Origin of the sequence: Mycobacterium sp. MS1601, assembly GCF_001984215.1 — a bacterium.
GTDB lineage: Bacteria > Actinomycetota > Actinomycetes > Mycobacteriales > Mycobacteriaceae > Mycobacterium.
This window is the reverse complement of the sequence record NZ_CP019421.1, coordinates 115699-141094: the sequence shown is the minus strand read 5'-3', so window position 1 is coordinate 141094 and position 25396 is coordinate 115699. Positions and strand designations below refer to the sequence as shown.

Below are 25396 nucleotides of genomic sequence, written 5' to 3'. Positions count from 1 at the left end.
CGCTCACCTCACCTCGTTATCCGGTAACTCGACAATCGCAGATCCGGGCAGCAGCGCGGTCCGATGACCACTGCGACTGGATCCGACCTTCACCACCTCGATCCGATAGGCGCTGCCGTCGTCGAGGTTGACCTCGACCGCCCCGGTGCCGGCGAACACGTAATCAGCCACAGCCACCACCGCCGTACTAGTGACGTCTTCCATCTCATCGACCAGACCGTCGTGCGCTTCGTTCATTGGGCCCACGTGGATCGTGCGGGATTGCTCGCTGAACACGACCCCCAGCGGTCTCTGCCGCTCCGTTGTTGAGTCCTCAGATTCACCGGGCCCAGTTACGTTCGTCTGCCGCTCATCGGCCGGCCGCCACACATCCGTGAGCGGCTGTGCGAGCTGGTCGAAAGATTTCGGCGACGCCTCAAGCCGATCGAGGCATTCAGGGCAGTCAACGTCGCTCTCAGATGACGCCACGTCTCCAGTCGGCTCCTGGCAGAGGGCACCGGGAATGGAACCGCCATCCGGAGCGTGAATAAACCTGCGCACCATACTGATCCGTCCTCTGATGTCTTCGGGAACGCTTACCTAAAGTCCGGCTCGTGGAGCTGGACGGATATCGAAGCGCTCGGCAATTCGTTCGGCATGTCTGAGGGCGTCACGCGCTCGATCGTGCTGGTCCGGTGTCGAGAGAGGGTTCTCGAGGACTTCCTGTGCGCCGCGGCGGGCACTGTCTAGGAAGTGAGCACGCGTCTGACTGCTGATCTCCGGGTCCAAGTCCTGCGCCGCCAGAATCAACTCGCCCACGGCTCGGACGACCTTTCCGGGGCTGGCCGGGCCGCGGCTCCACCGTCCGCTGCCATCTCGCAGATGCCTCCAGCTCCGCGCACCCAGCGCAGCCAAAACTGCTGAGATCACCGCTACCGCCAGCGCGGCCCACGCCCCGACCATCGGGGCCGCAACCACGGTGACGACCAACCACGTGAGACAAACAGCGAACGTATCCAACGCGTACGGGCCGGAAGAGCCCATGCGTAACCTCCAGTGCTGCTTCGCAGCCTGGGGCACGCGGCTGCGGCCGGTCACTTCTCGGCCGGATTCTCGATGAACAGCTTCGCTGTCCAGACCAACCGCTCACCGGAGCTGCCTTGGCCGCGGGCGACCTCTTCGATGCGCGTGTTGTCGACCGTCAGGTGGGCGTAGTCGACTTCGCCGCGCCGGTCAAAGTTCACGTCGATCCGCTTTCCACGGACTCCGCGGCCGTGCAGGTAATCGTGGGCGTACTCGGCGTCACCGAAGATGGCGAGCTTGCCATCGAGACAGGGGCCGCTGTCGTGGATCTGGGTGTACCCGTAGTACTCGGCGAAAGCGCGGACCGCGTCGAGGTCTCCAGCGCGTGATGTCATGACGGTCATGGTGTCGATCATCCCCCCTGGCTAAGACATGTGGTGCCCGCGGAACTGGTCGAGTTTGTCGATCAAGCCACCGACCAATGATGACTATAAGCTACATGCGATGTGCTCTATAGTCCACACCATGGAGATCGACCCCCGACGCCTAGCCGGGATGGGCGCCCGCTTGCGCGCACTCCGCGAGGAACGCACCGAGACCCAAGCCGACGTCGCGCAGGCCGTCGGCGTGCACCGTACCTACCTCGGCCGCCTCGAAGCCGGCCAGAAGAACATCACCCTGGGTGTCCTGTACGGCCTCGCGGATCACTACGGCGTCCCCGCCGCCACACTCCTGCCGGACTGACCACCGAACGTCCCACAACCAGCGCAGACAGCACGTCCCATAGCGATCGGCCACCGTGTCATCAATCAGAGTTACCGTGCTAGCTACTGAGGAAAGCCGACCGACGAGGGACCCCGCCATGCTCCAAGTACTCCATGCCAGCCACAACGGCACGCTCTACCGACACCATCTCCAGTGCACCGCTGACATCGCCGACCTGATCCGCGAATCCCACCTCGAAACACTGACCAGCACCGACGGCGAAATCGACTTCTGGTTCACACCATCAACCAGCCCCGGGCACCAGGGGGTCAACCGCAAAGCCACCGAAATCTTCCTCGCAACAACCAAATTCAGTGCACGCAACGTGCCATTGCTACGCGGAAGACTCGTCCTGGCGACACACACACCCGCCGGCGAACTGGCCGGCCTCACCGACGCCCACATGCAACGCATCAGCCAGGCGCTTACCAGCATCACATGGCTACAGAGCCGGATCCTCGACGCGCGCCACGCCCGGGACGAACGCAGCCAGCGCCGCGCCAGCACAGCGGAGAACAAGAAACGCTTGGAGGAGTGGTGGAAGGTATGAGAAACGCTCAGCCCCGCAGGGGAACTGCCACTCCCCGGATCGCAACGGCGGGCGCCGGATGACGGTGTATGTCGATGACATGAGGCTGCCGGCCGAGGTGGGCAAGGTCCGCGCGCGGTGGTCACACCTGATGGCCGACACCGACGAAGAGCTGAATGAGTTCGCGGCCAAACTCGGCCTGAAGCTGGCCTGGGCGCAGACGCCTGGGACGTGGGAGTCGCACTACGACGTGACCGACTCGATGCGTGAGAAAGCGATCAAACTCGGCGCCGTGCCGATCGGCTGCCTGAGTGCCGAAATGCTGGAGTTCACCGAACGCAAGATGCAGCAATGCGCCTCGGCCACTCAGGGCCCGCGACGCACCTGAAGACGATCGCGGGTGACGGGTGTAACTCCGTGTCGCCCACGTCCCGAGGCATCGCCATCAGTGGCCCGCCGAACCGCCTCTATGTGCACGCCGTTTAGCGGCCACGACAGCGCGGTCTCGCACCCACGCCGACAACGATTGCCCATCCGCTTGGGCCGCGGCCTCGACCAAAGCGCGTTCGGCCTCGGTGAATCGGACCGGCACAGGAGCTGCTCGGCGCTTGCCCGCCTCAAGGGGCGGCCTCCCGGGGGACGGCATACGCCAATAATAAACGACTACAGAAAATAGTGTGCCAGAGCCGCAATAATCGACTACCATAATGAGGATGGACAACGACCGCGACGGAAAGGAGCACACCATGACCACGCTCACCGTCGCCGACCTCGCCGGGGTCGTGTACTCCTCGGGCAAGGTGTTCGACGGCCTGTCCACCGGCCGACTCGACACCGAGAACTTCCTTCGCTCCGGAAGCCTGGACGGCGTCGCATCACGCGCAGACCTGGCACTTCTCCAGGACCTTCGCGACGCAGCACAGTTCGTCATCACCCAGGCCGGCCGCACAATCGACGCCCAGTTCGTCCGCGCCGTGAACGCCACGATCACCCGCAGCGGCGCCCTACACCCCGGGCAGCTACGGACGCCTGCGCAGGAGATCGGCGTGGCGACCCCGCACGGCCGCCACACCCCCGACGCCCTCACCGACGCCGAACTGCAGACCTTGATCGATCGCGCCACGGCCAGCGACGACGTCCAAGACAACGCCCTGGACCTGTTCGTGAACCTGGCCAAGGCGCAACCCTTCGAGGACGGCAACAAGCGCACCGCGGTGTTCGTCGCGAACAGCCTCCTCATCAGCACCGGCGCTGGAGTCCTGCTCACCATCCCCGTCGACGACAACGACCCGACCCTCGCCAGGACCTTCAACGACCTGCTTGCGCGGGCCTACATCTACGACGAGCTGGACGAGGTGAAAGCGCTACTGCGCAGCCGCGGCATCACCAACATCAATCCCACAGACCGTGATACGCACGGCAACTGAAAGGCCCAGGGATGCACCAACAGACGCAAAGAAGTGGAGCCGGTCGATGCAACTTCTAGCGAGCACGTTATGCCTGCTTTTCGGGTGTTCGACGGCGCTGACGGGCTACATCGGCGCGCGCATCGCGTCCCCGACCACCTCGGAGGAAGAATTCCAGGACCACAAGAAGGGATTGCGCATCGGCGGGGTGCTTGTCGGTGTCGCGGTGATCGGGTTGGCAATCTTCGCGATCACTGACATCGCGCGGCCAAGCGTCGGCAGTGTGGTGTTCGCCGCCGCCGGCAGCACCATCGGCCTGGTGTGCGTAGTAGTTGGCCTAGTTCGGCAACGCCGCCTCCCAGCGCCACAAACCGACGAGGACAGCACCAAGCCATCGTAGCGAATCGGCCTTGAATACAAGGGATTTCAAGGAGCGGGAGGTAAGGCACTGATGGCAAGACTTATGAGCGTGGCACTCACAACCGACCAGGTGAAGGCCCGACAGAAGACGGTCACCCGGCGAGCCGGCTGGAAAGTCCTCAAGCCCGGCGACCTGGTGACCCTGTGCCCAAAGGTCCGCGGCCGCCGAGCAGGGGAGCCCCTGGAGCGGATCGTGACAGTAGAAGTCGTGTCCACCCGCCGCGAACGCCTCGACAGCATCACCCCCGAAGACGTGATCGCCGAAGGCTTCCCCGACATGACACCCGCCCAGTTCGTCGACTTCTTCGCAGCGACCCACCGCGGGGTAACGGCGTCGACCGAAATCACCCGGATCCAGTGGCAATATCCGCGCGAATGCCGAAGCTGTGGCTGCACCGACTACCAGGCATGCGACACCCTGCACGGGCCGTGCGCCTGGCAGGCCACCTACGACGACCACACCGGCATCTGCACGGCGTGCCAACTACCCGAGAACAAGCCGAACGCAGGGCCCACGACCAGGGAACCGAACCGCCCGATGTCCCCACAGAACGGAGCACAAGGATGACAGCCAACCGGACCCGCAGCCCAAGCCGCACACTGACTGTCGGCGAGATCGTCGACCGAATGGTCCAGCTAGATCCCTCTCGGTCCCTGCCGGTGGTCTTCGACGCCGTGGATGATCCCCTAGGCAACTACGGTGTCCGCGATGTCGTCCTGGCGCACATGCAACGCGACGACACCTACGCTGACGAGCCGGCAGGCCGCGACGTGTATTACCCCGTGGATGAGTACGACAAGCCGGACGACCGGTACGACGCTGTCACGCCGGTGATCGTTCTGTCGATGCAGGCACCACGGGACAACACGGGGCAACCACCACTCTGACCCAGATGCCATCGTGGCCGGCCAACCCAATTGGGCGAACAAAGACCCCTTCGATCGGATGATTGTGGCGCGCAGGCGGTTCCGTCGGGGTCTCACCATTGCAACCGGGGACGACCAAAGCGTTGCGGGCGCCCTTACTGCAGTGATCAAGCTGTAGACCGACATTGGTACAAGCAAGGACTGCCAGCCGAACTGGAAAGGACGCCAGGAGCATGGCTCACATTTCACGCGAAGATCGACGGCGCTACGCGGAAGCTCACGCATCCACTGAACCGGCGGATATCTACGATCCGGACGGTGCAGCGTCGGGGCAGTACTTCATGGACAAGTACGGAACGGGCCCGCGTGAAGCGCCGCAGCAAGAGGCGTCTGGCACCAACGCCGAAGCCGATGCAGTGCTGGGCCCCTCCACCGGCGGCGAACTCGCATGGGAACCCACGCAGACCGTCGAGGTCGTCGAGCACCAGGCCTGAAGGCGCGCCGCGCCAGCCGGCCGGCCTGAAACCTGACAGGCGAGAAAACCGCCCCGGAACAGTGTCGATGCCACGTCCCCGGCGCTGGCAGACGCACGCCCCGGCGGTCGCCGGCTCTCGACCCGTCGTGAAGCGCCAGCAGCGCGCTGAACGCTGCCCCGCGCCGGTCGGGTTGACCGAATCGCGCGAAAACCGTATCTGACCAGCAGTGATGGCACGTCCCCGACGTGCGCTCAACCGGGCCCGCCGAACGCTCCGTCAGCGGGTCTCGAACCGGCCGAGCAACCCCAGCTGACGTCCCGCCGACCCGTAACCATCTGACCTGCGGTGATGGCATGGCCCCACCCCTCATAACAGCCAGTCGGGGGACTGCTCGGGGCTGCCGATGCCCGCTGGCGCGAGGCCTGGCGCCCCAGTTGTTTACTCGTGAAGTCCTGAGCAGACTTACCGTGGCTGGTAAATTCCCCACACCAGGTAAAAGTCGCCTGTGAAGATTGCCCGCCCCTGCAAGGGCCGGCCACCATCAGGAGCCGCCATGCACACCGCCCGCTCAGCAATGCCCACCGGACTGGCCCTCACCACCGCCGTCTCCCTCGCCTTCACCCCACTGATGCTCCCCGCACCCGCCATGCGCGACATCGCCCTGCCCAACATCACCGCACCACGCCTGCAGCTCGCCGCGGCGATCAACCCCGCCGACGTCGACGCACTCGTCGCCAACCTCAACGCCGCCCTGAACTCCGCGTCCGGAACGGTGACCAACCTCGTCGGAGCGCCCGGCCAAACCCTGTCCGGAGCCCTCAACTCCGCCGTCTCCCTCAACGACACCCTGTGGGCCGGCCTGATCGACGCCACCGACAGCAAGCCGCTGCTCGCCATCATCAAAACCCTCAAAAACAGTGCAGGCAACGGACTCTCACAACTCGCCACGACCGTCGACTCCGCCAACGGCGACGTCGTACTGACCACCGGCCAGCTCACCGACCTCCTGACCTCCACCATCACCGGCTCCCTCGGCTCCGTTCTGCACGCCGTGGCCACCGTCGTCAACAACCCACTGGCCCTGCCCAGCTACACCGGCCTGATCAACGCCCCCATCGACATCGCCGGCCTGCTCCTCACCCAGGGCATCGGCGCCGTCAGCAACCTCGGCACCAACGTCCTCTCGGTCACCAACACCGTCGTCCGCGGCGTCACCGCCCAGGTCTCCAACGCCCTGGACACCTTCAACGGCCTCATCGGCGCCGGCAAGACCCTCACCGACCTCGACCTCATTAACGGCCTCCTCACCGCCGTCCAAGGCATCGTCTCCGCGCCCGTCACCGCCGCCGTCGCCGGCGTCAACGGCCTCTCCACGACGATCGTCAACGCCGCGAGCACCGCCCTGGGCCGAGTCGCCGACGGAGCCTCCGACGCGATCGCCACCTGGATCGGTGACGGCACCGGCGGCGGCGCCATCCAGCACGTCATCAACACCATCGGCTCGGCACCACTGAGCGCCGCGAGCTACACCAGAGCCATCTCCGTGCTCGTCGGCGCCGGCATCAGCACCGTTACCACCGCTGTGCACACCGTCGGCTCGTTGGCGTCGGTGCCGTTCACCGCAGCCGCCGATATCACCACCGCCGGCGCCAACGTCATCACCGCTCTCACTTCAGGTTTGGCGACCGCAGCCAGCGGCATCATGCGCGCCGTCGGGCTGCCCTCCATCGTCTACAACCTGCCCCACGCCCTGGCCGCCACGGTCAACGGCCTCGTCGACGGCGCCGCTTTCGCCGCCAACGTCGGCTTCCGCTCCATTGCCACCATCCTCGACATCGGATCCGCCATCACCGGCACCTTCGCCGCACCCGCAGCCAAGACGGTCACCCTGCAGCTCACCCAGGCCGAGTCGCCCGCGGCCGCCGCCGAGGACGTCCTCACCACGCAGACCGCCGACAGCACCCTCACCGACGCCGCCACCACCCCTGCCGCCGGCAAGCAGGTCCTGGAAGCGTCAGCACCGGCAGCCACTGAAGAGGTCGACCCGGCCACAGCCGTCGAACCCACCACCCCCGACGTCGCCCCTGACGTGACGGCCGAAATCACGCCGCCCGCAGGCACAGTCACCGAGGGAGAGACCACCGCGGTCGACGCCACAGACCCCGCCACCACCGGCACGGGCGAGGAAGCCGCCACCGCGGCGCCCGAGCCCGAGGCCGCCGCCCCGGCCGCCGACGTGAAGACCCCCGCGGCCGGCAGCGACACCACCGCCCCGGCCGCCGACCCGAAGACCACCACTGAGAAGGCCGACCAGCCCAAGCCGAGCACCACGACCGACACGGCCACGGACAAAGAGACCAAGCGCCCCACCACCCGGGCCGCGGACAAGGACGACGACGCGACACCGACCCGCACCTCCACGACCCGCACACCGGCCAGCGCCGACACCACCAAGGGCGACACCGCGGCCAGCACGTCAACGCCCAAGCACGCGTCCGACACCTCGCCCCGCCACGCCGCGGCAAGCAACTCGACCCCGAAACACGCGGCAGCCGCCTAATCGCCGCACGTCAATCCGTGCGTGGCGGCGGCTCGCTATCTGAGTAGCGCGTCGACCCACATGTCGGCGTCGACCAGCTCGTCGAGCGTCAACCCGGTCACCGCCTGCAGCGCACCCGGGTAGACGCGCTCGTACATCCTGTTCCACTGGGTCGCCATCGCCGGGGGAGACAGGACCCAGTCGGCCACCACTGACCGCAGGTACCACCGATCACCGTCGGTACCTGCGGTCAGAAGGCCACGGCGACACAGGCCCTCCCACAGCGCCTCCACCAGTTGCGTCCGCGGCCGCAGCGGCTTGGCCAACCGCTCCACGTGCACGCGGGCCAGCACGTACGGCAAACCCCAGATCCGGGCGGCGTGCGCACGATGAGTGCCCGGCCCCACCTGATACACCGGGCCCGCCGGCCCTTCCACGCGGTGCAGGAACATCCGGTCCTCGGTGAACATCTTCACCAGCCATCGATCGACGTCGCCGTCGGCGACAGCGTCACGCAACCACTCGCCGACGCGAACGACCGTGGGCCGCCGATCATGTCGGTCGATCTCGCCCCACGCCTTGTCGTTCGTGCACACCAACAGCCGCGGCTCAAGCCACTCCGCCCACGTCGCCCACCCCCGCGTCGCAGCATCATCCACACCGAGCGCGCCCACATCGGAATCGGAGAACGGCGGCATGAACAGCCGCAGTGAATCCGTCTGTGGCGCGGACACATTCAGTTCTGCGCCACGCGTACGCGCCATCTCGACACGCTCACCATGGCTGACCGGGATCTGGGCGGCCAGTGACTCCAGGCGCGCCGTCAGATCAGCGGGGCGGCCCTGGCGGAGCTGGCGATCGAACTCCCCGTCGAGATCTTCCACATCGGCGGAGGCCTCCGAAGACCACCCGGCGTCGACGACCTCATGATTCGGCCGAGCGTGATACACCGGGCCATCGGCCTGCAGGACCCCGGCGCGGCGCAGCAGCTCCGCGACCGCCTCCGCGTCACTGGCCACACCCTTGATCGTCGTTCCGTCGCACCGCAGCGCCCGGAAGAACCCATCCGCACGCCAATCAAACGCGTCGTCCAGACCGGCAAGGTCCACGCATCCAAACTGCAACGGCCGCACACTCATAAACCCACGCTCACTCTCAGGAAGATTCAGGTTTCTGCGAACTTCGGGAGCTGTTCGGCTATCTGCTCCCAGCCCAGCTTGTTGGCGGCGATGTCCAGCACGAACTGCTCGGCGGCATCGACATCGAGGGCAGGGGAGACATGGTGGCCGTTGAGGCCCAGGAGCAGCCAGCAGGCGGCCCAACCGGTGCGCTTGTTGCCGTCGGCCAGGGCCTGCGTGGTGACCATCGAATGCAACAGCGCCGCCGCCTTCTCCCACACTGTGGGGTAGGCATCCGCACCGAAAACCGTTGCCGTGGGCCGCATCATGCTCGACTCAAACAGACCGGGATCGCGCACAATAGGACGGAACCCGCAGGCATACTCCGCGACGATCAACACCTCATCGGCGGTGGGGTACTCGATCACGCGAGCCGGCTGTTGAGCTCAGCGGACCGCTGCGCGATCTCTTGGCCGAGGGCACGGACCCGCCCCTCCCGGTCAACGGCCTTGTCGAGGGTCGTCTGCTTCACGAACGCACGCATCGACATCCCGGCATTGCGGGCCGCTTCCCTCACGACGGCAAGCTCCTCGTCCGAGAAATCCACATTCAACGCTGGCATGACGCTCTCCTATCACCGTTCTGGTACCACCACGGTACCACGCTATGGTACCGTGGTGGTACCAGCAACTTGCGGGCCGATAAACGCCCTAGCGCCAAGCCTTTTCGAGAGGGGCAACCCATGACACTCACCGCGACCGACTTCTACTCCGGCGCCGGCGGCTCCTCCGAAGGCCTCCGCCTCGCAGGCTGGGACATCCGCGCCTGCGCCAACCACTGGGACCGCGCCGTCGAAACGCACCGCCGAAACCACCCCGACGCCGAACACCACCTAGCCAACCTGCACGAAACCGACATGCGGCGCTTCCCCACCACCACACTGCTGTGGGCATCGCCATCGTGCGTCTGGCACACACCCGCCGGCGGCCGCAAGAAGCTACCCGTCGACCAGGAACTGCGCCGCCAAGACGCCGGAGCAGTCGACAGAGCAACGGCATTCGCCGTTATCGCCGCCGCCGAAGTCCACGACTACGAAGCGGTCATCGTCGAGAACGTCCCCGAATTCACCGACTGGGTGCTCTACAACTGGTGGCTCGACGGCATGACCGCCCTCGGCTACCACGCCCAGACCGCCATCCTCGACGCCGCCGACTTCGGTCTGCCGCAACGCCGCAAGCGCTGGTTCGGCGTCTTCACTCGCAACGGCGACGTCGACCTCACCCTGCCCCACCTGCCTGCCGTGGCCGCCGCCGCCATCCTCGACTCCGACCCCGGGAAACCCGTCACCCGCAGGCTCTACGTCTCACCGCAGATCGACCAGATCGTCGAGCCCAACACGCCCCACCTCGTCGTCTACCGCCGCAACGCCAAACCACGCCGCGCCGACCAACACCCCCTGGCCGCCATCACCGCCGGCGGCAACCACCACGGCCTGGCCACCGTCACCACCGACGGCACCTACCACCGCATGATCACCAACCGCGAATGCGCACGCGCACAAGGCTTCCCCGACACCTACGCATTCACCGGCAACCGCGCCGACGTCAAACGCCAAATCGGCAACGCAGTCGCCGTCCCCATCGCCCGCTGGCTCGGCCACCGCGTCGCCGCCAGCCTCGGCGAAACCCTCGCAGGCGCAGCATGAACCCCCATCAACCAGCACTGCCCGCCACGACCACCGTCCCCGCCCAACCCTTTTAACCAAGGAGCGCAACCATGACGCTCAAGCGCCTCTCACCCCGCCAACGCGAAGCCCTCGAACTCGTCCACGCCGGCCGCGTCCAATACGGCCACGAACACCCGAACATGGCGCGCCGCGGCCACAGCACATTCCCCGTATTCCTCGTCGACGGACACGCCGCCCATGGCCAACAAGGCCGCACCTTCGGCTCACTGGAAGAACACGGGCTGATCGTCATCCGCCACGACCTCGTCCCACACGGACCAGTCCCCGCAGAGACCAGGACCAGCCGCACACTCTCCGGCACCGACCGCACCGTCACCATCCCCGCGCACGACGCCCCCATCGACAAGGGCTGGCGCGCCACCGTCGAACCGGCCACCCCCGACACCGCGGCCGCAGCGAAAGACGCAGCCAATCGGCAAGCACAAACAGCCGCGACTCCCACCGCATAACGACCCGGTGCGCGGATGAAACTCTGAAACAATGTTTCGTAAAAGCGGCGTCAGCGAGGCTTCCGCACGATTTCGGCGTACCGCGAATAGACCGCCTGATGGGACACGCCGAGCGTCTTTGCGATTGCTGGAACGGTCACCCCGCGGCGACGAGCGTCCTCTATGGCTGGAGCTGGATCGCAGACAGTGGCGAGAATCCGAATCACCAGCAGGGCCCAGGGCTTCTCAAATGCGTGGAGCAGCTCGTACCGCGGATCGCCAGGGTCGGATCTGATCAGTACCTCGACCGCCCCTGCGGGATCATCGCCTGCGCCGGCGCCCGGGCCGGCCAGCAATCGCTGCGCAGCCTCCAGGCGCGCCGCACGAAGAGCGGCCGTGGCGACGGCGTCCGACGCTGCAGCCAGCGCCTCGTCAGAAAGATCGTCGAATGCCACCCAAAGACAGTATCGCCTTGGTGGCAACCATCAACAGAAGCACACGCCACCTGCAACCTAAACCTGTTGTACGATGCAACTACAGATTGCATCATGCGATAGGGGAGGGACGGACATGGCCGACCCACACACCAGACAGATCCAGGAAGCGTGCGACGACCTGTACTGCGCACCACTAGATCCCGTGGCCCAGGCCGCCGCCCGCCACGTTCTCCTGCAAGCCATCCCACCGCTCGATGAACGCACACACGCACGACGCATAAAGATCGCCTGCGACGAGCTGCACGATGACCCAACCGACCTCGACGCCCGCCGAGCGCTCCTCGCTCTGCTGGACCTCTCCGCGGCCGCGTCCCGGCCAGATGTCCCTGCCCGGATCTAACATCTCGGCTCATGGGCGAGCAGCTGCGCGCGTACCGGTACGCGCTGGACCTCACAGACGCGCAGGCGTCTGTGGTCGCTCAGCATGCCGGCGCGGCGCGGTGGGCCTACAACCACGCGATCGCCACTAAGTTCAAGGCGCTCGACGAGCGTCAGGCCGCCATCCGTGAGGCCGTCGATGCTGGCGTGGACCCCGCAGTCGCCGCCAACCTGGCACCCAAGATCCCCTCGAAGTTCGACATCCAGAAGGCCCTCAACAAGGTCAAAGGCGACGACAGAACCGGACGAGAGGGCGAGTGCCCGTGGTGGCACTCCGTCAGCACTTTCGCGTTTCAGTCTGCCTTTTCCGATGCTGACCGCGCGTGGAAGAACTGGCTCGACTCCATCACCGGCAACCGGAAGGGTCGCCGAGTCGGGAGGCCGCGGTTCAAGGCGAAGCGCCGCAGCCATGACAGCTTCCGGATTCATCACGACGTTAAGAACCCAACTATTCGCCCTGATGTCGGCTGCTACCGGCGGATCCGGGTACCCCGCCTCGGTTCCCTGCGTGTCCACTCATCGACCAAGCAGCTCTGCCGTGCCCTGGACCGGGGCGCCGTCATCCAGTCCGTCACCATTTCCCGTGGTGGACATCGCTGGTACGCCAGCATCCTCACCAAACAAGAGATTGTCAGCGAGGTTTTGCCGACCCGCCGTCAGCGCCTCGCAGGCACCGTCGGCGTCGACCTCGGCGTGCACACCCTCGCAGCCCTCTCCACAGGCGAGACCGTCAGCAACCCCCGACACGCGAATATGGCGCGCACGCGCCTCACTAAAGCCCAAGGCGCACTCTCACGCACTAAGAAGGGCTCCAATCGTCGTCGTCGTGCCGCGCGGCTGGTCGGCCGCCGACACCATGAAGTCGCCGAACGTCGCGCATCAACACTTCACGCCGTCACCAAGGCCTTGGCGACCAGATGGGCGACCGTCGCCGTCGAGGACCTCAACGTCGCAGGCATGACTGCATCCGCCCGCGGCACAGTCGACAAACCAGGCCGCAATGTCCGGGCGAAAGCCGGGCTGAACCGCGCGATTCTCGACGTCTCACCCGGCGAGTTTCGCCGGCAACTCGAATACAAGACCGCCTGGTACGGCAGCGCCCTTGCCGTGATCGATCGCTTTTACCCCTCTAGTCAAACGTGCTCAGCGTGCGGTGCGAGAGCCAAGCTCACGCTCGCTGAACGCATATACCGATGCGCCGCATGCGGATTCACCGCAGACAGGGACGTCAACGCGGCCATCAACATCGCCGCCCAGGCGGCCGTCGCCCCCGGCAAGGGGGAGACGATAAACGCCCGTCGAGCCGTCTCGGACCACCCGCAACCTGCGGGAACCCGGTCGTTGACGGCTATGAAGCGGGAAGGCCACCGCGACAACGCAGTGGTCACCCCGACCCGGCAACGGGTCGGTCACCCCATTCGATGCGGAATGCGACTCGACGAGCGCATCGGCGCTGGTCAAGAAGCGTCGGCTCCGCATGCGTACGGGTGAGCCCCCACCTCTGCGCCACCGCAGTTCGTCGGACGGGTCGGCTCCGCATGCGTACGGGTGAGCCCACACTGTCCGGCGCATCACCGGTGACATCGAAGTCGGCTCCGCATGCATACGGGTGAGCCCGCCAAACCGCGCCGAGCCGACCAACACCCCGTGTCGGCTCCACATGCGTACGGGTGAGCCGGTCGTGAGCTGCGTCGGCCACCTGCGATGGAGATCTGGCTGTGATCGCCGCCCTTCCAGCGTGTTCTTGCAGCTAAACTGACGTGCATGGGTCAGCCATTGACATTCGATCTGCCGGCGTTTCGTGGCGGCTCCAACGACTTGGGCGACAAGGGCACTCAGGCGGGGTCGGATCTGTCCAGCGGGGTGTCCTCTGCACTGTCTCCGCCCGGAGCGTCGAGCCCGGTGGGCAACCAAATTTCGATGTTGACTGGGCAGCTGCAGGTGGGGCTCTCGCCCGCCGGTCCTGCCCTGAGCAATGGTGCGACTGACCTCAACGGCACGACGCAGCAGGGCATGTCGAGCATCGAGAGCCAAGACGCGCAGAACGCCGCTGGCTTCCAGAACGGCGGCACCCCGGGCCAGGGCCTGGCGGGCTCGGATGTGGCGGGGCAGCTGGATCCCGAGTCGATCGACGAGGAAGCCAAGGCCAAGGCCGAGGAGATGCTCGGCGGGGACCAGTCTCAGCAGATGATGCAGCAGGTCATGCAGATGGGCATGCAGACCGGCTCCCAGATCGCCCAGCAGCTGTCCCAGCAGCTCTCGCAGATCGGTAGCAAGGTCGGCGAGGCGGTGGGCAAGGCGGGCGAGCAGGTCGGCCAGCTCGTCAGCAAGGTCGCCGAATCGGCGTCCAAGTCCGCGGAGGTCTCCGCACCGGATCTCGGCCTCGACGGCCTCGGCGCCGGCGGGGGCGGCTTCGGCGGTGGCGGCGGTGGCGGCGGCGGCATGGACCCCGGTACAACGATGCCGGCCGGCCTGGAAGGTCCGATCACCCCGATGAACGGATCGAGCGCGCTGCAGGCGAGCGCTCTGCAAGCGCCCGGTGGCGGGTCGCCGGCGGGCGCTGCGGGCAGCCGGATGCCGATGATGCCGATGATGCCGATGCACGGCATGCATGGCGGCAACAAGCAGGGCGACGGGGAGTCGACCAAGCGCGACCCCGCGATCTTCCCGGAGGACAAGCTCTACGACGCCCCGCAGGGAGTCGAGCAGACGTTCGGAGCGATCCCGGAGATCGAGTCCGAAGAGCCGCCCTTCGGCACAGCCGGCGGCTCGACCTCCTCGGGTCACTAACTTCCGGGGGACCTGTCATTTCCGGTGGTCGCGGCCCCCGGATCGGCGCCGAGACGGTGTTACGCTTTTTGCGATGGTGCTGAGTACTGGCATTGCGCGCCAGACGTTTTCAGTTCACCGCAACACGTGACATTTCGATTTCGCCGCCGAACCCCTGAGGACGCCATGACAGTCGTCGACGACGCCCCACTGGACACCCATCCCGCCCGCAACGGCTCATCCGTGGCATCCACGATGCCGATTGCGCCATTGACGGCCGCGCCGACGATCCCGGTCGCTGACGATGACCTGGTGCTCGCGGGCGACGAGGAGGTCCTGGCCGCCCCAGGGTCGGCGAAGATGCTGCGCGCGACTCGCTTCGCGGCGGTCGGTATCACCGCGATCATCGGAATCGCCTCGTTCATCCTGAGTTTCGCGTCGCTGACCGACCTCGCGATCCGTGCCGGCTACAACCGCAGCCTGGCGCCGCTGTGGCCCATCATCGTCGACGGGACCATTCTCAGCGCCACGATGGCCGTGCTCGCGTTGGGCGCGTACGGGCAGCAGCAGCGCTCGAATCGCCGATTCTTCTGGTGGGTACTGGCTTTGGCCGCGATGGCCAGCGTCGGCGCCAATGCTCTGCACGCCACTCTTCCGCCGACCGCCGAGTTGGAGCCGTGGCTCAAGGCCGCGATTGGCGTCGTGCCGCCGGTGAGCCTGCTCGCGACCGCTCACGGCGCCGCGATCCTCAGCCGCGTGCGCCCCATGACGGTTAAAGCTGTTCGGGCGCACCAGGAAACGCAGGAGGCGCAGCGCGCGGCGGATCGGCGCCGCTACTGGGTCGAGGTTGCGCACAGGGTGAAGGAGCAGAACCCGACGCAGAAGGCGATCGCCGATCGGCCGGTCGAGCAGATCGCCGATGTACTCGAACTCGCGCACGACGGCGCCCAAAGCAAACGTGGGATCAACAAGGCCACCGGCCTGCACCATGAGACCGTGAGCAAGCTCCTGCAGGCCGGTGCCGCCGCGATGGGCCCGGGCCCGGCCATGGGCATTCCGGCTTCACGACCGGTCTGAGGGATCCGAGCTGCGGGTGACGTACATGGGCAGCAATCCGGAGCGGGACTGGTGGAGCAGAACGAACCGCCAAGTGTATGCCCGTCGGGGTTGCGAACACGGCGCACCGATCGTCCACCTGCCGCATGGCGCCAAAGATGAACCGGCACCATTCGATCCGTCCGGCCGAACGTATCGACAACTGACCCAAGCTGGAGAGTTGTGGTGCCCCCTGCCAGGGTGTGAACCCTTCAAAACCATCGCCCAAGGACCCGTAAAGCGAACACATTTCGTCCACGAGAGCCGACCCGATGCAGGAATGCACCGTGGCGGACCTGAATCCGTCTGGCATGAGCAGGCCAAGCTCGCAATCCACGACTGGCTGGCCAGCATGCATCCTCCCGTGCTCGAACTTGAGTACAGAAACCTGCCGCGCCTGCGCGACGGGAGGCAACGGTGGCCCGATGTGTACGTGGAGTTTGAAGGCGGGGCGCGAGTCGCTTTTGAGTGCCAACAACAGTCGATGGCCGGCACCGACCCGGCCGACCACCGGTCACAATGGCAGAACCGAGTCGACGACTACCGCGAACTGCGAGACACCGTCGGACTGCGCGTGGTGTGGCTTGTGTCTGCCTGGGCGACAACAGCCGACCCAAAGTGCGTGGGTAAGGATGTCTGGCGGGTGGAAGTGTTCGGCAGTTACGCCGCGTCGATGCTTGATGGCGGTGAGACTGTCTACTGGATTGACCCAACATTCGGTCAGATCGGCACCCTGGTGCAACACATTTCAAATGTGCGCGAACCTGGGCTACCTCGGGGCTATATCCAGCGCACCACCACGGTTGTCGATGGACAGTGGTCCTGGCTGCACTCGGACAGGATCATCGACTGCGATATCGACCCGATCACCGGGACTGTCACGACCCCAACAGATCTGAAAGTTGCCAACGACCAAGAACTGGCCGACCTCCATGCTCGTCTGAAAGCAGATCGTGTGAGAGCGCGAACTGAGGCAGAAGAACGACGAAAGTCCGAGGCAGAAGCCCGGCGACGGGCCGTCGCCGAGGAGCGTGAACGCGCCCGCCGGGAACGGGAGAAGTCCCTTGCCAAGCGGCGGCAGCAGCAGGCCGACAACGCAGCCCTCGTCCGCAGGCTCGAAGAGCAGCGCGAACAGGAGCGCCAACGCGAATTGGATCGATGGTTCAGTTGGGGTATCGCAGCCGTGGTTGGTGTCGTGTTGCTCGTCCTGGTCTTCGTTATCTGATCGGCCGCGCTTTTCCATCCGGAGCAGCTCGGGAATCGCCGCGTCGATCACGGTGGCCTTGAAGCCCGCACCGTTGCCCCCGAGCTGTCTGCCAGCTGCTCTGCCCTACTTGTTTTGCCTGAAGGCCGGGGACGTGCCATCGCCGCTGAACAAGGCCCTATCCGCGGTAACGCGATGACCGGCAATCGAATTCGGAGGCCCGCGGCAAGCATTTCTGTCTGATCCGGCGGATAACCTGAGCAGGCACTGTGAATTTCGAGAGGACATCAAGATGGTTCGGCGTCGACGCAAGCGTGGTGGGGCTGTAGCGGTTGCGGCCGCGGTAGTGGCGATCGCGGCCTGGCTGCACCCCGGCCTGGACCTCGGATACCGCGGTGACACAGTGGCGATCGCCGCACCAGCTCCCTCCAGTGATCTTGCGACACTGCTCGATCAGGTCAGGGTCGTCGACCGCATTGACGACGTACCGGGTTATGAGCGCAGCTGCAAGAAGGGCAAGGCGTGCGTGTTCGGGCCAGCGTGGAACGACCCAACCGATCACTCCGGGTGTGATACGAGATCCCGTGTCCTACACAGGGATCTGCGTGACATCACGTTCAAGGCGGGGACTCGCAACTGCAAGGTCATCGCCGGTTGGTTGCAGGATCCCTACAGCGGCGAGCGCGTCGACCTCGATGACGTTGAAGTGGACCACACCGTGTCTCTTCATAGAGCGTGGAATGCTGGTGCCTGGCAATGGGATCCGATCAAGCGTCAGATCTTCGCCAACGACCTCACGGAACTGCGCGCCCTTTCCTCCAGCGTGAACCAAGCGAAAAGTGATGCGACGCTAGATGAGTGGGCCCCCATCCTGCCCGAAGCGCGCTGCCTCTTCGCAAAGGACTACCTGGCGGTCAGTGCAAAATATGACCTGCCGATCACCGTGAGCGAGAAGACTGCCGCGATCAACGCCTGCGCCTAGAGAGGCTGACGCGGATCAGCTGACGGCACGCATGCCGTGACCCTGCAGCGCATCCCTCACCGCATCGAGCAGTCCACTCACGCTGCGCTCGTCACTAGTGGCGGTACTCATCAGCCCTGAAGCAAGGTCGTCACGCCGCGACCAGATCTCCACGACCCACGCATCCGGCGCGTCCGCCGGCCGCGCCACCTTCCGCAGCCCGTACCCCCGGTGATCCGACACGTGCAGGAGATTGCCATCCGGCAGGACGCACTCGATCACGTAGCGCGCAGGCGGCGGCCCCGGAAGCTCATCCGGGCCCAGGACCTGTGGCGGATACGGTTCCTCGGCGTCGGCTGGCCCGACGCGCACCACCGCGGCATCACTCAGCTCGCCGCACAGTGCGTCCAAAATCGCCGCGTACTTCGACGCCAAGAGGGCGCACACCAAAGGGGCGCTGGCCACCGCTCAGCTCACCGTCCGACGAACTGCGGTGGCGCAGAGGTCGGTTCTGTGGTCTGGATGTCGAGCAGCATGCTCCACGAGTAGGTCGCATCGGCCAACGCCCGCACCGCTACGGGGTTGCGTAGCGCCAGGGCGGCCTCGGTGGCGTAGGCCTGTGCCAGCAGCGGCCGGCACGCGCCACCGGCGGTGTCGAGCTGGCCGACCTCGACGTCACGGACGTCGACCCGCGCCGCCTTCTCTTGCACGCACAGCTGGTGGTATTCCTCCTCCAGCCGCTCCCACGGCAAGGAAGCCACCCACCGGGCATTGTCGATGCGCCCCAAGTTGTTTCGGAACGTCGTCAGCATGCGCTGCCGCTCGTCTGAGGGTCCGGCCTTCTCATCGGCGTTCACGGCAAGCCACAGCACCTGCTCACGCTGCTTGACCGAGTCCACGATGTGCTTGACGGCGCGGCGCCGCGCATCTGAGACCTGCAGCTCGAAGCGAGTCACCACGGGCCCGCTGAGCAGCTCGGGATACGCCCGGTCGGTCCCGTCGACGAACGCCCACGGGACACCGGCAGCGACGCCCGGGGCGCTGGAGAATGTCGACGCGAGCGCGGTCAACTGACCCTGCGCGGCCGCGGCGTACTCGACGATGACCCGAGCCGGATCCACCAGGCCCTCCCAGCGGGCCGAGTCTTCATGCGACCACGGCATCACGACATCGGCGGGCATGAACGCTTCCGCTGGAAGCCATCCACGGCCGCGATCGGAGGTCAGGACGACCTGGCGGCGTCCGCTGGTGACCACCATGCCGGCGGCCCACTGCACGCGGGCCGCTCCGCCGGCCGCCTCCACGACTCTGCGCACCGTCGCAAGGTCCTCGTCGCCCAGAGCGACGATCGGGGCTACCGGTGGCGCCAGCACGGCCGGGACGATCAATGGGTCCTGCCCGCTCAGCGGAGCGATGATCGGACCACCAACCCCACCGCCGACCGCGGGACCACCCGATGGGGGGACCGACGGATCCGGATTCTGCTGCTGCGAAGCATTGGACACCGGCGTCGACGACGGCGGCGCAGTATGCGCAGTAGGGCCAGGCGGTGGGCCATGGCCGGGGGCCGGCGCCGGAGCTGGCGCGGGTGCTGGAGCAGGACCCGGGGTCGCCGTCGCCGGCACACCCGCGGCGGGAGGCGGAGCTGCCATCGTCGGCGGCGGAGGCGGAATCGCGCCAGCCGGAGAGGCCGGCGACAACGGAGAAACCGGCGGGGGAGGAGGCGCAGGAACCGCTCCGGCAGCCGTCGAAGCCAGCGGGGCCGCCGCGGCGGCACTCAGCGGAGCTGCTGCTGACACCGGTGCGGCCGACGCTGGACCCGCCGCTGCCGCCGCTACAGGCGCCGCGGAAGCAGCAACAGGAGCCACGCCCGCGGTCGACGCAGCCGCAGTCGAAGGTGAGGCCGCTGGCGCCGCAGCAGCTGCAGGAGCCTCCGCCCCGGTGGTCGACGATCCGGAAGACTGCGAAACTTGCTGCGCGGCAGCCGGAGAAGAGCTGGTCCCGGAGCCGGAGCCGGAGCCGGAGCCGGAGCCGGAGCCCGAGCCGGATGTACCTGTGCCGGTGCCCGATCCGTCGGCCGAAGTGCCCGCGCTGGCTGATGGTGCGCCGGACGCTGCCGGCGATGATGAGCTGGGGGCAGAGGTCGAGGGTGCGCCGCTGGCGCTTCCCGGAGCTGAGCTGTTCGTGCCTGCGCCGCCAGATCCACTGGACGGCATACCTGGCCCTGATGTCGCCGACGAGCCCCCGCTCGACTGCTGGCTGAAACCGGCGGGGGTGATGCCTGCTTGTCCTGGTCCCGTCGTCACTCCGGCAGGGTCTGTGGATCCTTGAGCGGCCCCACTGGCGGACTGTCCCGGGCCGGCAGTTACTTCAGTGCCGGAGGGGTTCGACAATGCTTGTGTCCCCGAGGCGCTTTGTCCGGGGCCGCTGGTGACTTCGGAAGGACTTCCGCTGGCGGGTAACGATGCGGGTGCCTGTCCAGGACCAGTCGTCACCTCGCTGCTAGTGCCAGGTGTCCCGCCGCCGGGCGTGGGCATGGCGGCAGGGATGCTGCCAGCCCAGCTGGGTAGAGCGGCGAGTGCGCCCATCGCAGCGTTGGAGATCGCCATGATCTGCGATTTGGCTTCGTTCTTGACTTGCTCGATCATGGCGTCGACGTCTTGGCCCGCGGCCATTGCAGCTGGGCGTGAGGCCTCGAGTGCTGCGATTGCGGTCTCGGCCCAGCCGACGACGCCGGCCATCCCGGCGTGCATGGCGCCGAGCGCGGAGGCCCAGGCCTCCAGGCATCCCGCTGCCTGGCCGACCTGGGCCCCAACGAGGCCCACGTTGACGAAGTACTTCGTCCACGCCCCAGAAATGACGTTCGCGAGATCACCCTGGCCATAATTGAGCAGCTTCATCGCGCCCACCTGGCCATCCTGGGACGTGGCGACAAGCTGGCCCGACAGCTTGGTCAGTTCGACGGAGCGTCGCATCAAGTCCGCAGGCTCAAGGGAGTCTTCCCAAAAGTTCTGCAGCAGCTCAGATGCGTTCGGCGTTGTCGGTTTTGGAGTCACTTACTTGACCGACGCCTTAGCTCACACCACACAGCTGATCGAGCCGCGCGGACGCGGCCGTCGCCGCCACACCATCAGCCTGTGTGTAGGTGTGACTGCGGAGCAGCTCGATCTCGTTCCGCCGCTCCGTTACGTACTGGCGTGCCGTCGACGCTGTGGTCTGAGGCTCGGCAGCAATCTCCGGCTCAAAAAGGTCCAACGCTTTCGCGATCGCCGCCGTGCGATTGCCGATGTAGATGTCGATATTCGGCGTCGACCAATCCCAGCCCGGCGGAAGCTGTGGAATTGCGTTCAGCGCGGCCTTCGTGGAAGGCCATGCGTCGCAGGTCGAGCTGGCCTCCGTGGCGGCGCCCTGAGCGGGTGCGCTGCCGACCGCGGTGGGTACTGGGCCGGCGGGGGCGGCGGTGTTGGTGTCCCTGCTCAGGACAGCGACACTGACCATGGCGGCGGCGATGATGATCGCTGCGACGATGATGGCGACGGGAAGCCACCGCTTCGCCGGCTTGGCGGGCGGGTAAGACTGCGGCCACGGGGGCGGGGGCCCGGGAGGCGCGCTGATCGGCGCATTTCCGTCCATGGGGAAATGGTAGCCCTCGCCGAATGCCGCGTCACTGGTAAATGGGGCGTCCAGCTGTGCGTTTTGCACCATGTCGGGGCCTCCTTCTGGTCGTTGGCGTGGTGTGGGCGATTGATCCACTGTCGTCGCCATGTGATAGCACTATGCTAGCACACTGCAACAGCGTGCTGTTTTGGCAGGTCAACCCGAGGACTGCACCGCGACGTCTTGTTCGTCGAAGAGGGCCGATCGAGCCAACTGACAGACGAGTGCGGTCAGCTCGACGTTGAGGTCCATGTCGAGTGCGGTGCGGTTCAGGGGTGTGGTGTCGTCGAGGGGCAGCCCGAACTCGATGCGGATCGCGGCGTCGTCGACGTTCTCCAGGCGCAGGACCTCGCGGTAGGCGAGGAGAAGGTCGGCGCGGCCGTTGAGCGCGCGGGCGTAGTCGGTGAGGTGGTCGAGGGTGGTCAGGAGAGCTGTCCAGGTGGTGGTGTCGGTGGCGCCGAGGTGTAGGTGGGTGTCGGCGTGGGTGCGCCACAGGCGGTGGGCGGTGGTGACGATGCGGGCCATGACGGCGTCGATGTCGAGGCGGGCGTTGTGTGCGTCGAGGAAGTCGGTCTTCCAGAGTCGGCTGTGGCGTGCGGACTTGGCCGATGTGAACGCGGTCGCGACGGCGTTGGGTTCGCGCCACACCAGGGCGGCCGCGCCGGCGTGCACGGGTCCGTCGTTTGTGAAGCGGGTGTCCCACTCGGCTTCGAGGACGTCGCGGTTGGCGTAGGCGGCGAGGTCGTGGCGTGATGTCGGCCAGTGGATGGTGGCTGCGCGTAGGGCTCGGCGTTCGGATCGGGTGTAGCGCCAACCGGGGTGTGCGGCGGGGTGACGCCAGTTGATCTGCGGGTACGGGGTGTGGAGGTGGCCGCGGCGGCGGCGCTTGGCGGCCAGCTCGGCGGGGAGTGCGTGCTCGTCGACGATGGCGTTTCCGGTGGCGTGGGCGAGGAAGTCCATCATGTGGTGGTCGCGGTAGGGCCAGCTGATGTCGAACGCGCTGCTGTGGCGGCTGTCGCGTCCGGGGGTTTTCGGCCAGTCCATTGGTCGAGCCTATGGGCGTGGTGGGGCGTTGGGGCCTGTGGCGGTGGGACGTGTCATCGTCGCTGGTGGGGGCATCGTTTCGGAGCTGGGGATGGCCTCGATCAGTGTGTGTTTGCGCCAATATGCGCGCTGGATGCGGCGATGTAGGGGCTGGCGGGGTGATCTCGGTGGCTGCTGAAGAATCTCCATGCGCGGCGGCCGATTTGGGCGTCAGCCCCTGTTAGTTTTCTGGTGAAGCCATGTCCGACCCAGGGAGAAGACACACGTGAAGACTGCACGGAATCTGGTGGCCGCCACGGCCGCAGCTGTATGCATGGGCGTGATCGGTGCGCCGATGGCGGCCGCGGAGGACTCGGTCGTTCACACCTTGGGTGGCTCGGCGGAGCTGGTGAACGGAAACGTCGTGCAGGCCTGGACGATCAAGGACCTGAAACCCAGTTCGGACGTGATCCCGTACTCGGCTGCGGGCAAGTTGTGGGAGGCGACGGCCACCGACACTGCCGTGCAGGGGAGCGTGATTCCGATCGTGTCGAATTTGAACGCGCGGGCGCGCAGTGGCCAGACCTATCGAGTGTTGTTTGGGGTGGCGACGCCGCAGGGTGTGAATCCGTCGACGCTGAGTCAGGGCCAGCAGGTCACGGGCAAGGTGTATTTCGATGTCACCGGTGATGCGCCGGACAGTGTGGTCTACAGCGCTGGCGGTCCGGATCTCGCGGTGTGGGTGCAGCCGCCGCCGGCGCCGCCGCGCGCGTCGTCGGTGGGATCGGGTTCGTCGTACTCGGCGCCTTCAGCGGCCGGCGGTGCGGAAGTTGCGCCGGCGGAGGACGCGCCGGCGTCGACTGTGCCGGGCGCTGCGCCTGCTGCGGTTGAGGGCGAGGGCGTGGCGGTGGTGCCCGGGAGTGCGGGCACTCCGGTGGTGCCGGGTAGTGAGGGCGCCGCGCCGAGTGTCAGTGCTGGGACTCCGGTGGAGCCGAGCGCTGCGGTGGCGCCGAGTGTCAGTGCGGGTACTCCGGTTCCGCCTGCTGGCGTGGAGGCGACGGCTCCTGGTGGTGGGTTGGCGCCGGCGGCTGTGCAGCATGCGCCGGCGGCGGCAAGCTCGGGCACTCCGGTCACGCCTGGTCCGGCGGAGGTGTCGCCTCCTGCGGTTGTGGCGCCGAGTGCGTCGGTGTTGCCACCAGCCTGACACAACTGTTGCACTCTGCTAGCATTGTGCAACATGGGAACGGTTTACCTACGCAACGTGCCGGATGACGTCGTGGAACGCCTGGAGCGGCTCGCCGCCCGGGAACGCGTCTCGGTCAACACCTACGCGATGCGTGAACTGGCCGAAGCCTCCCGCCGGGCCGACAATGCCGATCTCCTCGGGGCGCTGCCGGACCTCAACATCGACACCGACGACATCGTCTCAGCGGTCAACGAAGGCCGCGAGTCCCGGTGATCGTGATGGACGCTTCCGCCGCGCTGACCGCGCTGCTCCACGCCGGCCAAGCCCGCAAAACGTTGGCCGAAGAACGCGTCTGGGCGCCGGAGGCGATCGACGTCGAGGTCACCAACGGCCTTCGACGCTGCACGGCCCAAGGCCTCGTCGACGGCAAGGCCGCGCACGCCGCGATGTCGGTGTGGCGGGATCTCGGCGTTCGGCGCGTCAGCGGGCTCGGGCTCCTGGGCCGGGTCTGGGAACTGAGCGAGGTCCTCGACGCGGGCGCGGCCAACTATGTAGCGCTGGCTGAAGCGCTGGGATGCCCGGTGGTGACCGTGGACGCCAAGCTCGGCGCGGTCGCAGATATCCAATGTCCAGTGATGGTCGTAGCGAACTGAGAGCGAGGGTGGAAGATGTTGAACTTACTGCAACGCAACGTGATCCAGGGATACCTGGATGGCGGAATGAGCCCTGAAGACATTGCGGACTTCCTGGGGCGCGTCAATGACCTCGGGCCCCTGGACATAGTCACCATCAAGTCAGCCGCCTACGACCTGCTCAACGAGCCGGCCGCCCCGGCCGCCGTCAGTGGCGGCGGTAAGCCGGTGCTGACCGTCATCGCCGGTGGTGCCGCGTAGTACTGGCGGTGATGACACCGTCGTGACATCACAGAGTGCGGGGCCCGACCTGGATGGGTCCGTGCACAACCGGGGCGACGAGTTGGCGCACTGCGTGCGGCCGTGCGCAAACTGCCCGTGGCGCAGGGATTCACCCGCCGGGGAGTTTCCGGCCGAACGGTACGACGCCCTGCGGACCACAGCCGGGGCGCCCGGACACGAAGCGGCACTCGACGCACCGATCTTCGCTTGCCACAAGTCGGAGCCGGGGCGTGACCGTGCGTGCGCGGGTTGGCTGGCGATCGCCGGAATCAATCACCTTGGTGTCCGGCTGGCTGTCGCGCTCGGTCGCCTGCCGGCGGAGGTTCTCAGGCCCGGTGGCGACTGGCCTGAGCTGTTCGATTCGTATGAGGAGATGGCGGCGCGGAACGGGCTGAGCGTCAGCGGTCCACCGTGA

General features: G+C 66.6%; 33 protein-coding genes. 23 read left to right on the top strand and 10 right to left on the bottom strand.

Translation table 11 applies throughout. The annotated features are described in order from the left end of the window. Positions 1–3: 3 nt before the first annotated feature. Together BVC93_RS34870 and BVC93_RS31475 are read right to left on the bottom strand one after the other, a co-directional pair. Positions 4–543: a DUF7446 family protein gene (locus BVC93_RS34870; protein ID WP_442929119.1), complete on the bottom strand. Its 540-nt coding sequence runs from the start codon at positions 541–543 to the stop codon at positions 4–6. Positions 544–1073: 530 nt separating this feature from the next. Continuing rightward, positions 1074–1397, bottom strand: a complete 324-nt coding sequence (locus tag BVC93_RS31475; RefSeq protein WP_157517350.1) for a hypothetical protein — start codon at positions 1395–1397, stop codon at positions 1074–1076. Positions 1398–1527: 130 nt separating this feature from the next. On the opposite strand from BVC93_RS31475, the gene BVC93_RS31470 reads away from it, so the two are divergent. The 9 genes from BVC93_RS31470 to BVC93_RS31430 all read left to right on the top strand — a co-directional run bounded on the left by BVC93_RS31470 (position 1528) and on the right by BVC93_RS31430 (position 8025). Then, entirely contained in the window at positions 1528–1746 is a 219-nt protein-coding gene (locus BVC93_RS31470) for a helix-turn-helix domain-containing protein (protein WP_083741637.1), read from the top strand. Positions 1747–1864: 118 nt separating this feature from the next. Continuing rightward, on the top strand, positions 1865–2317 hold the full coding sequence (locus BVC93_RS31465; RefSeq protein ID WP_083741636.1) for a hypothetical protein: 453 nt from the start codon (positions 1865–1867) through the stop codon (positions 2315–2317). Positions 2318–2375: 58 nt separating this feature from the next. Beyond that, a complete protein-coding gene (locus BVC93_RS31460; RefSeq protein WP_083741635.1) occupies positions 2376–2684 on the top strand; it encodes a DUF4031 domain-containing protein in 309 nt (102 codons plus the stop codon). Positions 2685–3009: 325 nt separating this feature from the next. Next, positions 3010–3723 carry a Fic family protein gene (locus tag BVC93_RS31455; protein ID WP_236950546.1) on the top strand — a complete coding sequence of 238 codons (714 nt, stop codon included), beginning with the start codon at positions 3010–3012 and terminating at the stop codon, positions 3721–3723. Between the two features lie 46 nt (positions 3724–3769). Further along, positions 3770–4102 carry a hypothetical protein gene (locus tag BVC93_RS31450; RefSeq protein ID WP_083741634.1) on the top strand — a complete coding sequence of 111 codons (333 nt, stop codon included), beginning with the start codon at positions 3770–3772 and terminating at the stop codon, positions 4100–4102. 69 nt (positions 4103–4171) lie between these two features. Next, positions 4172–4690 (top strand): hypothetical protein, encoded by a 519-nt coding sequence (locus tag BVC93_RS31445; protein WP_236950545.1) that lies wholly within the window; start codon positions 4172–4174, stop codon positions 4688–4690. Then, on the top strand, positions 4687–5010 hold the full coding sequence (locus tag BVC93_RS31440) for a hypothetical protein (RefSeq protein WP_083741633.1): 324 nt from the start codon (positions 4687–4689) through the stop codon (positions 5008–5010). Before BVC93_RS31445 ends, BVC93_RS31440 begins: the two co-directional genes overlap by 4 nt. 212 nt (positions 5011–5222) lie before the next feature. Further along, complete coding sequence (locus tag BVC93_RS31435; protein ID WP_236950544.1) at positions 5223–5483, top strand: hypothetical protein; 261 nt, start codon at positions 5223–5225, stop codon at positions 5481–5483. Between the two features lie 535 nt (positions 5484–6018). After that, positions 6019–8025 carry a hypothetical protein gene (locus tag BVC93_RS31430; protein WP_083741632.1) on the top strand — a complete coding sequence of 669 codons (2007 nt, stop codon included), beginning with the start codon at positions 6019–6021 and terminating at the stop codon, positions 8023–8025. 35 nt (positions 8026–8060) lie between these two features. Here BVC93_RS31430 and BVC93_RS31425 read toward each other — a convergent pair whose 3' ends face one another. From BVC93_RS31425 to BVC93_RS31415, 3 genes are read right to left on the bottom strand one after another with little or no spacing between them, the layout of a single operon-like run. Next, positions 8061–9113: a hypothetical protein gene (locus BVC93_RS31425; protein WP_083741631.1), complete on the bottom strand. Its 1053-nt coding sequence runs from the start codon at positions 9111–9113 to the stop codon at positions 8061–8063. A gap of 56 nt (positions 9114–9169) precedes the next feature. Then, positions 9170–9550, bottom strand: coding sequence for a type II toxin-antitoxin system death-on-curing family toxin (locus BVC93_RS31420; protein ID WP_083741630.1), 381 nt, complete (start codon positions 9548–9550; stop codon positions 9170–9172). Continuing rightward, the gene (locus tag BVC93_RS31415; RefSeq protein WP_083741629.1) at positions 9547–9744 is read right to left on the bottom strand and encodes a hypothetical protein; all 198 of its coding nucleotides are present in this window, start codon (positions 9742–9744) and stop codon (positions 9547–9549) included. Before BVC93_RS31415 ends, BVC93_RS31420 begins: the two co-directional genes overlap by 4 nt. 120 nt (positions 9745–9864) lie before the next feature. Here BVC93_RS31415 and BVC93_RS31410 point away from each other — a divergent pair, with 120 nt between their 5' ends. Both BVC93_RS31410 and BVC93_RS31405 read left to right on the top strand, forming a co-directional pair. Continuing rightward, complete coding sequence (locus tag BVC93_RS31410) at positions 9865–10827, top strand: DNA cytosine methyltransferase (RefSeq protein WP_083741628.1); 963 nt, start codon at positions 9865–9867, stop codon at positions 10825–10827. Positions 10828–10898: 71 nt separating this feature from the next. Then, the gene (locus tag BVC93_RS31405; protein ID WP_157517349.1) at positions 10899–11318 is read left to right on the top strand and encodes a hypothetical protein; all 420 of its coding nucleotides are present in this window, start codon (positions 10899–10901) and stop codon (positions 11316–11318) included. Positions 11319–11368: 50 nt separating this feature from the next. Here BVC93_RS31405 and BVC93_RS33705 read toward each other — a convergent pair whose 3' ends face one another. Then, positions 11369–11752 (bottom strand): hypothetical protein, encoded by a 384-nt coding sequence (locus tag BVC93_RS33705; RefSeq protein ID WP_083741626.1) that lies wholly within the window; start codon positions 11750–11752, stop codon positions 11369–11371. 115 nt (positions 11753–11867) lie between these two features. On the opposite strand from BVC93_RS33705, the gene BVC93_RS33380 reads away from it, so the two are divergent. The 6 genes from BVC93_RS33380 to BVC93_RS31365 all read left to right on the top strand — a co-directional run bounded on the left by BVC93_RS33380 (position 11868) and on the right by BVC93_RS31365 (position 18222). Further along, a complete protein-coding gene (locus tag BVC93_RS33380; protein WP_157517348.1) occupies positions 11868–12134 on the top strand; it encodes a hypothetical protein in 267 nt (88 codons plus the stop codon). Positions 12135–12145: 11 nt separating this feature from the next. Beyond that, positions 12146–13663, top strand: coding sequence for an RNA-guided endonuclease InsQ/TnpB family protein (locus tag BVC93_RS31390; RefSeq protein WP_442929118.1), 1518 nt, complete (start codon positions 12146–12148; stop codon positions 13661–13663). A 273-nt stretch (positions 13664–13936) separates the two neighbouring features. Further along, positions 13937–14962 carry a hypothetical protein gene (locus BVC93_RS33375; protein WP_157517347.1) on the top strand — a complete coding sequence of 342 codons (1026 nt, stop codon included), beginning with the start codon at positions 13937–13939 and terminating at the stop codon, positions 14960–14962. Between the two features lie 165 nt (positions 14963–15127). Next, a complete protein-coding gene (locus tag BVC93_RS31375; protein ID WP_083741622.1) occupies positions 15128–16018 on the top strand; it encodes a DUF2637 domain-containing protein in 891 nt (296 codons plus the stop codon). Positions 16019–16043: 25 nt separating this feature from the next. After that, the gene (locus BVC93_RS31370; RefSeq protein ID WP_157517346.1) at positions 16044–17261 is read left to right on the top strand and encodes a competence protein CoiA family protein; all 1218 of its coding nucleotides are present in this window, start codon (positions 16044–16046) and stop codon (positions 17259–17261) included. 325 nt (positions 17262–17586) lie between these two features. After that, positions 17587–18222, top strand: a complete 636-nt coding sequence (locus tag BVC93_RS31365; RefSeq protein ID WP_236950543.1) for an HNH endonuclease family protein — start codon at positions 17587–17589, stop codon at positions 18220–18222. 15 nt (positions 18223–18237) lie between these two features. Here BVC93_RS31365 and BVC93_RS31360 read toward each other — a convergent pair whose 3' ends face one another. Then, positions 18238–18666, bottom strand: coding sequence for a hypothetical protein (locus BVC93_RS31360; protein WP_083741619.1), 429 nt, complete (start codon positions 18664–18666; stop codon positions 18238–18240). 8 nt (positions 18667–18674) lie between these two features. Further along, on the bottom strand, positions 18675–19589 hold the full coding sequence (locus BVC93_RS31355) for a hypothetical protein (protein WP_157517345.1): 915 nt from the start codon (positions 19587–19589) through the stop codon (positions 18675–18677). 25 nt (positions 19590–19614) lie between these two features. Between BVC93_RS31355 and BVC93_RS31350 the strand changes: the two genes are divergently transcribed. Then, complete coding sequence (locus BVC93_RS31350) at positions 19615–20532, top strand: hypothetical protein (RefSeq protein ID WP_157517344.1); 918 nt, start codon at positions 19615–19617, stop codon at positions 20530–20532. A 741-nt stretch (positions 20533–21273) separates the two neighbouring features. Here the strand turns inward: BVC93_RS31350 and BVC93_RS31340 are convergent. Then, on the bottom strand, positions 21274–21906 hold the full coding sequence (locus BVC93_RS31340; RefSeq protein ID WP_083741615.1) for a hypothetical protein: 633 nt from the start codon (positions 21904–21906) through the stop codon (positions 21274–21276). A 108-nt stretch (positions 21907–22014) separates the two neighbouring features. Further along, entirely contained in the window at positions 22015–22902 is an 888-nt protein-coding gene (locus tag BVC93_RS31335) for a hypothetical protein (RefSeq protein WP_083741614.1), read from the bottom strand. A gap of 265 nt (positions 22903–23167) precedes the next feature. Between BVC93_RS31335 and BVC93_RS34865 the strand changes: the two genes are divergently transcribed. Genes BVC93_RS34865 through BVC93_RS31310 form a run of 5 tightly spaced genes read left to right on the top strand, consistent with a single transcriptional unit; the run spans position 23168 to position 25396 of the window. Continuing rightward, complete coding sequence (locus BVC93_RS34865; protein ID WP_442929117.1) at positions 23168–24085, top strand: DUF1942 domain-containing protein; 918 nt, start codon at positions 23168–23170, stop codon at positions 24083–24085. A 33-nt stretch (positions 24086–24118) separates the two neighbouring features. Then, positions 24119–24340, top strand: a complete 222-nt coding sequence (locus BVC93_RS31325; protein ID WP_083741613.1) for a FitA-like ribbon-helix-helix domain-containing protein — start codon at positions 24119–24121, stop codon at positions 24338–24340. Next, positions 24337–24720, top strand: coding sequence for a type II toxin-antitoxin system VapC family toxin (locus BVC93_RS33370; RefSeq protein WP_157517343.1), 384 nt, complete (start codon positions 24337–24339; stop codon positions 24718–24720). The genes BVC93_RS31325 and BVC93_RS33370 overlap by 4 nt, the downstream gene beginning before the upstream one ends. Positions 24721–24735: 15 nt before the next feature. Further along, on the top strand, positions 24736–24960 hold the full coding sequence (locus BVC93_RS31315; RefSeq protein WP_083741612.1) for a hypothetical protein: 225 nt from the start codon (positions 24736–24738) through the stop codon (positions 24958–24960). A 22-nt stretch (positions 24961–24982) separates the two neighbouring features. Next, positions 24983–25396 (top strand): DUF6283 family protein, encoded by a 414-nt coding sequence (locus tag BVC93_RS31310; RefSeq protein WP_236950542.1) that lies wholly within the window; start codon positions 24983–24985, stop codon positions 25394–25396.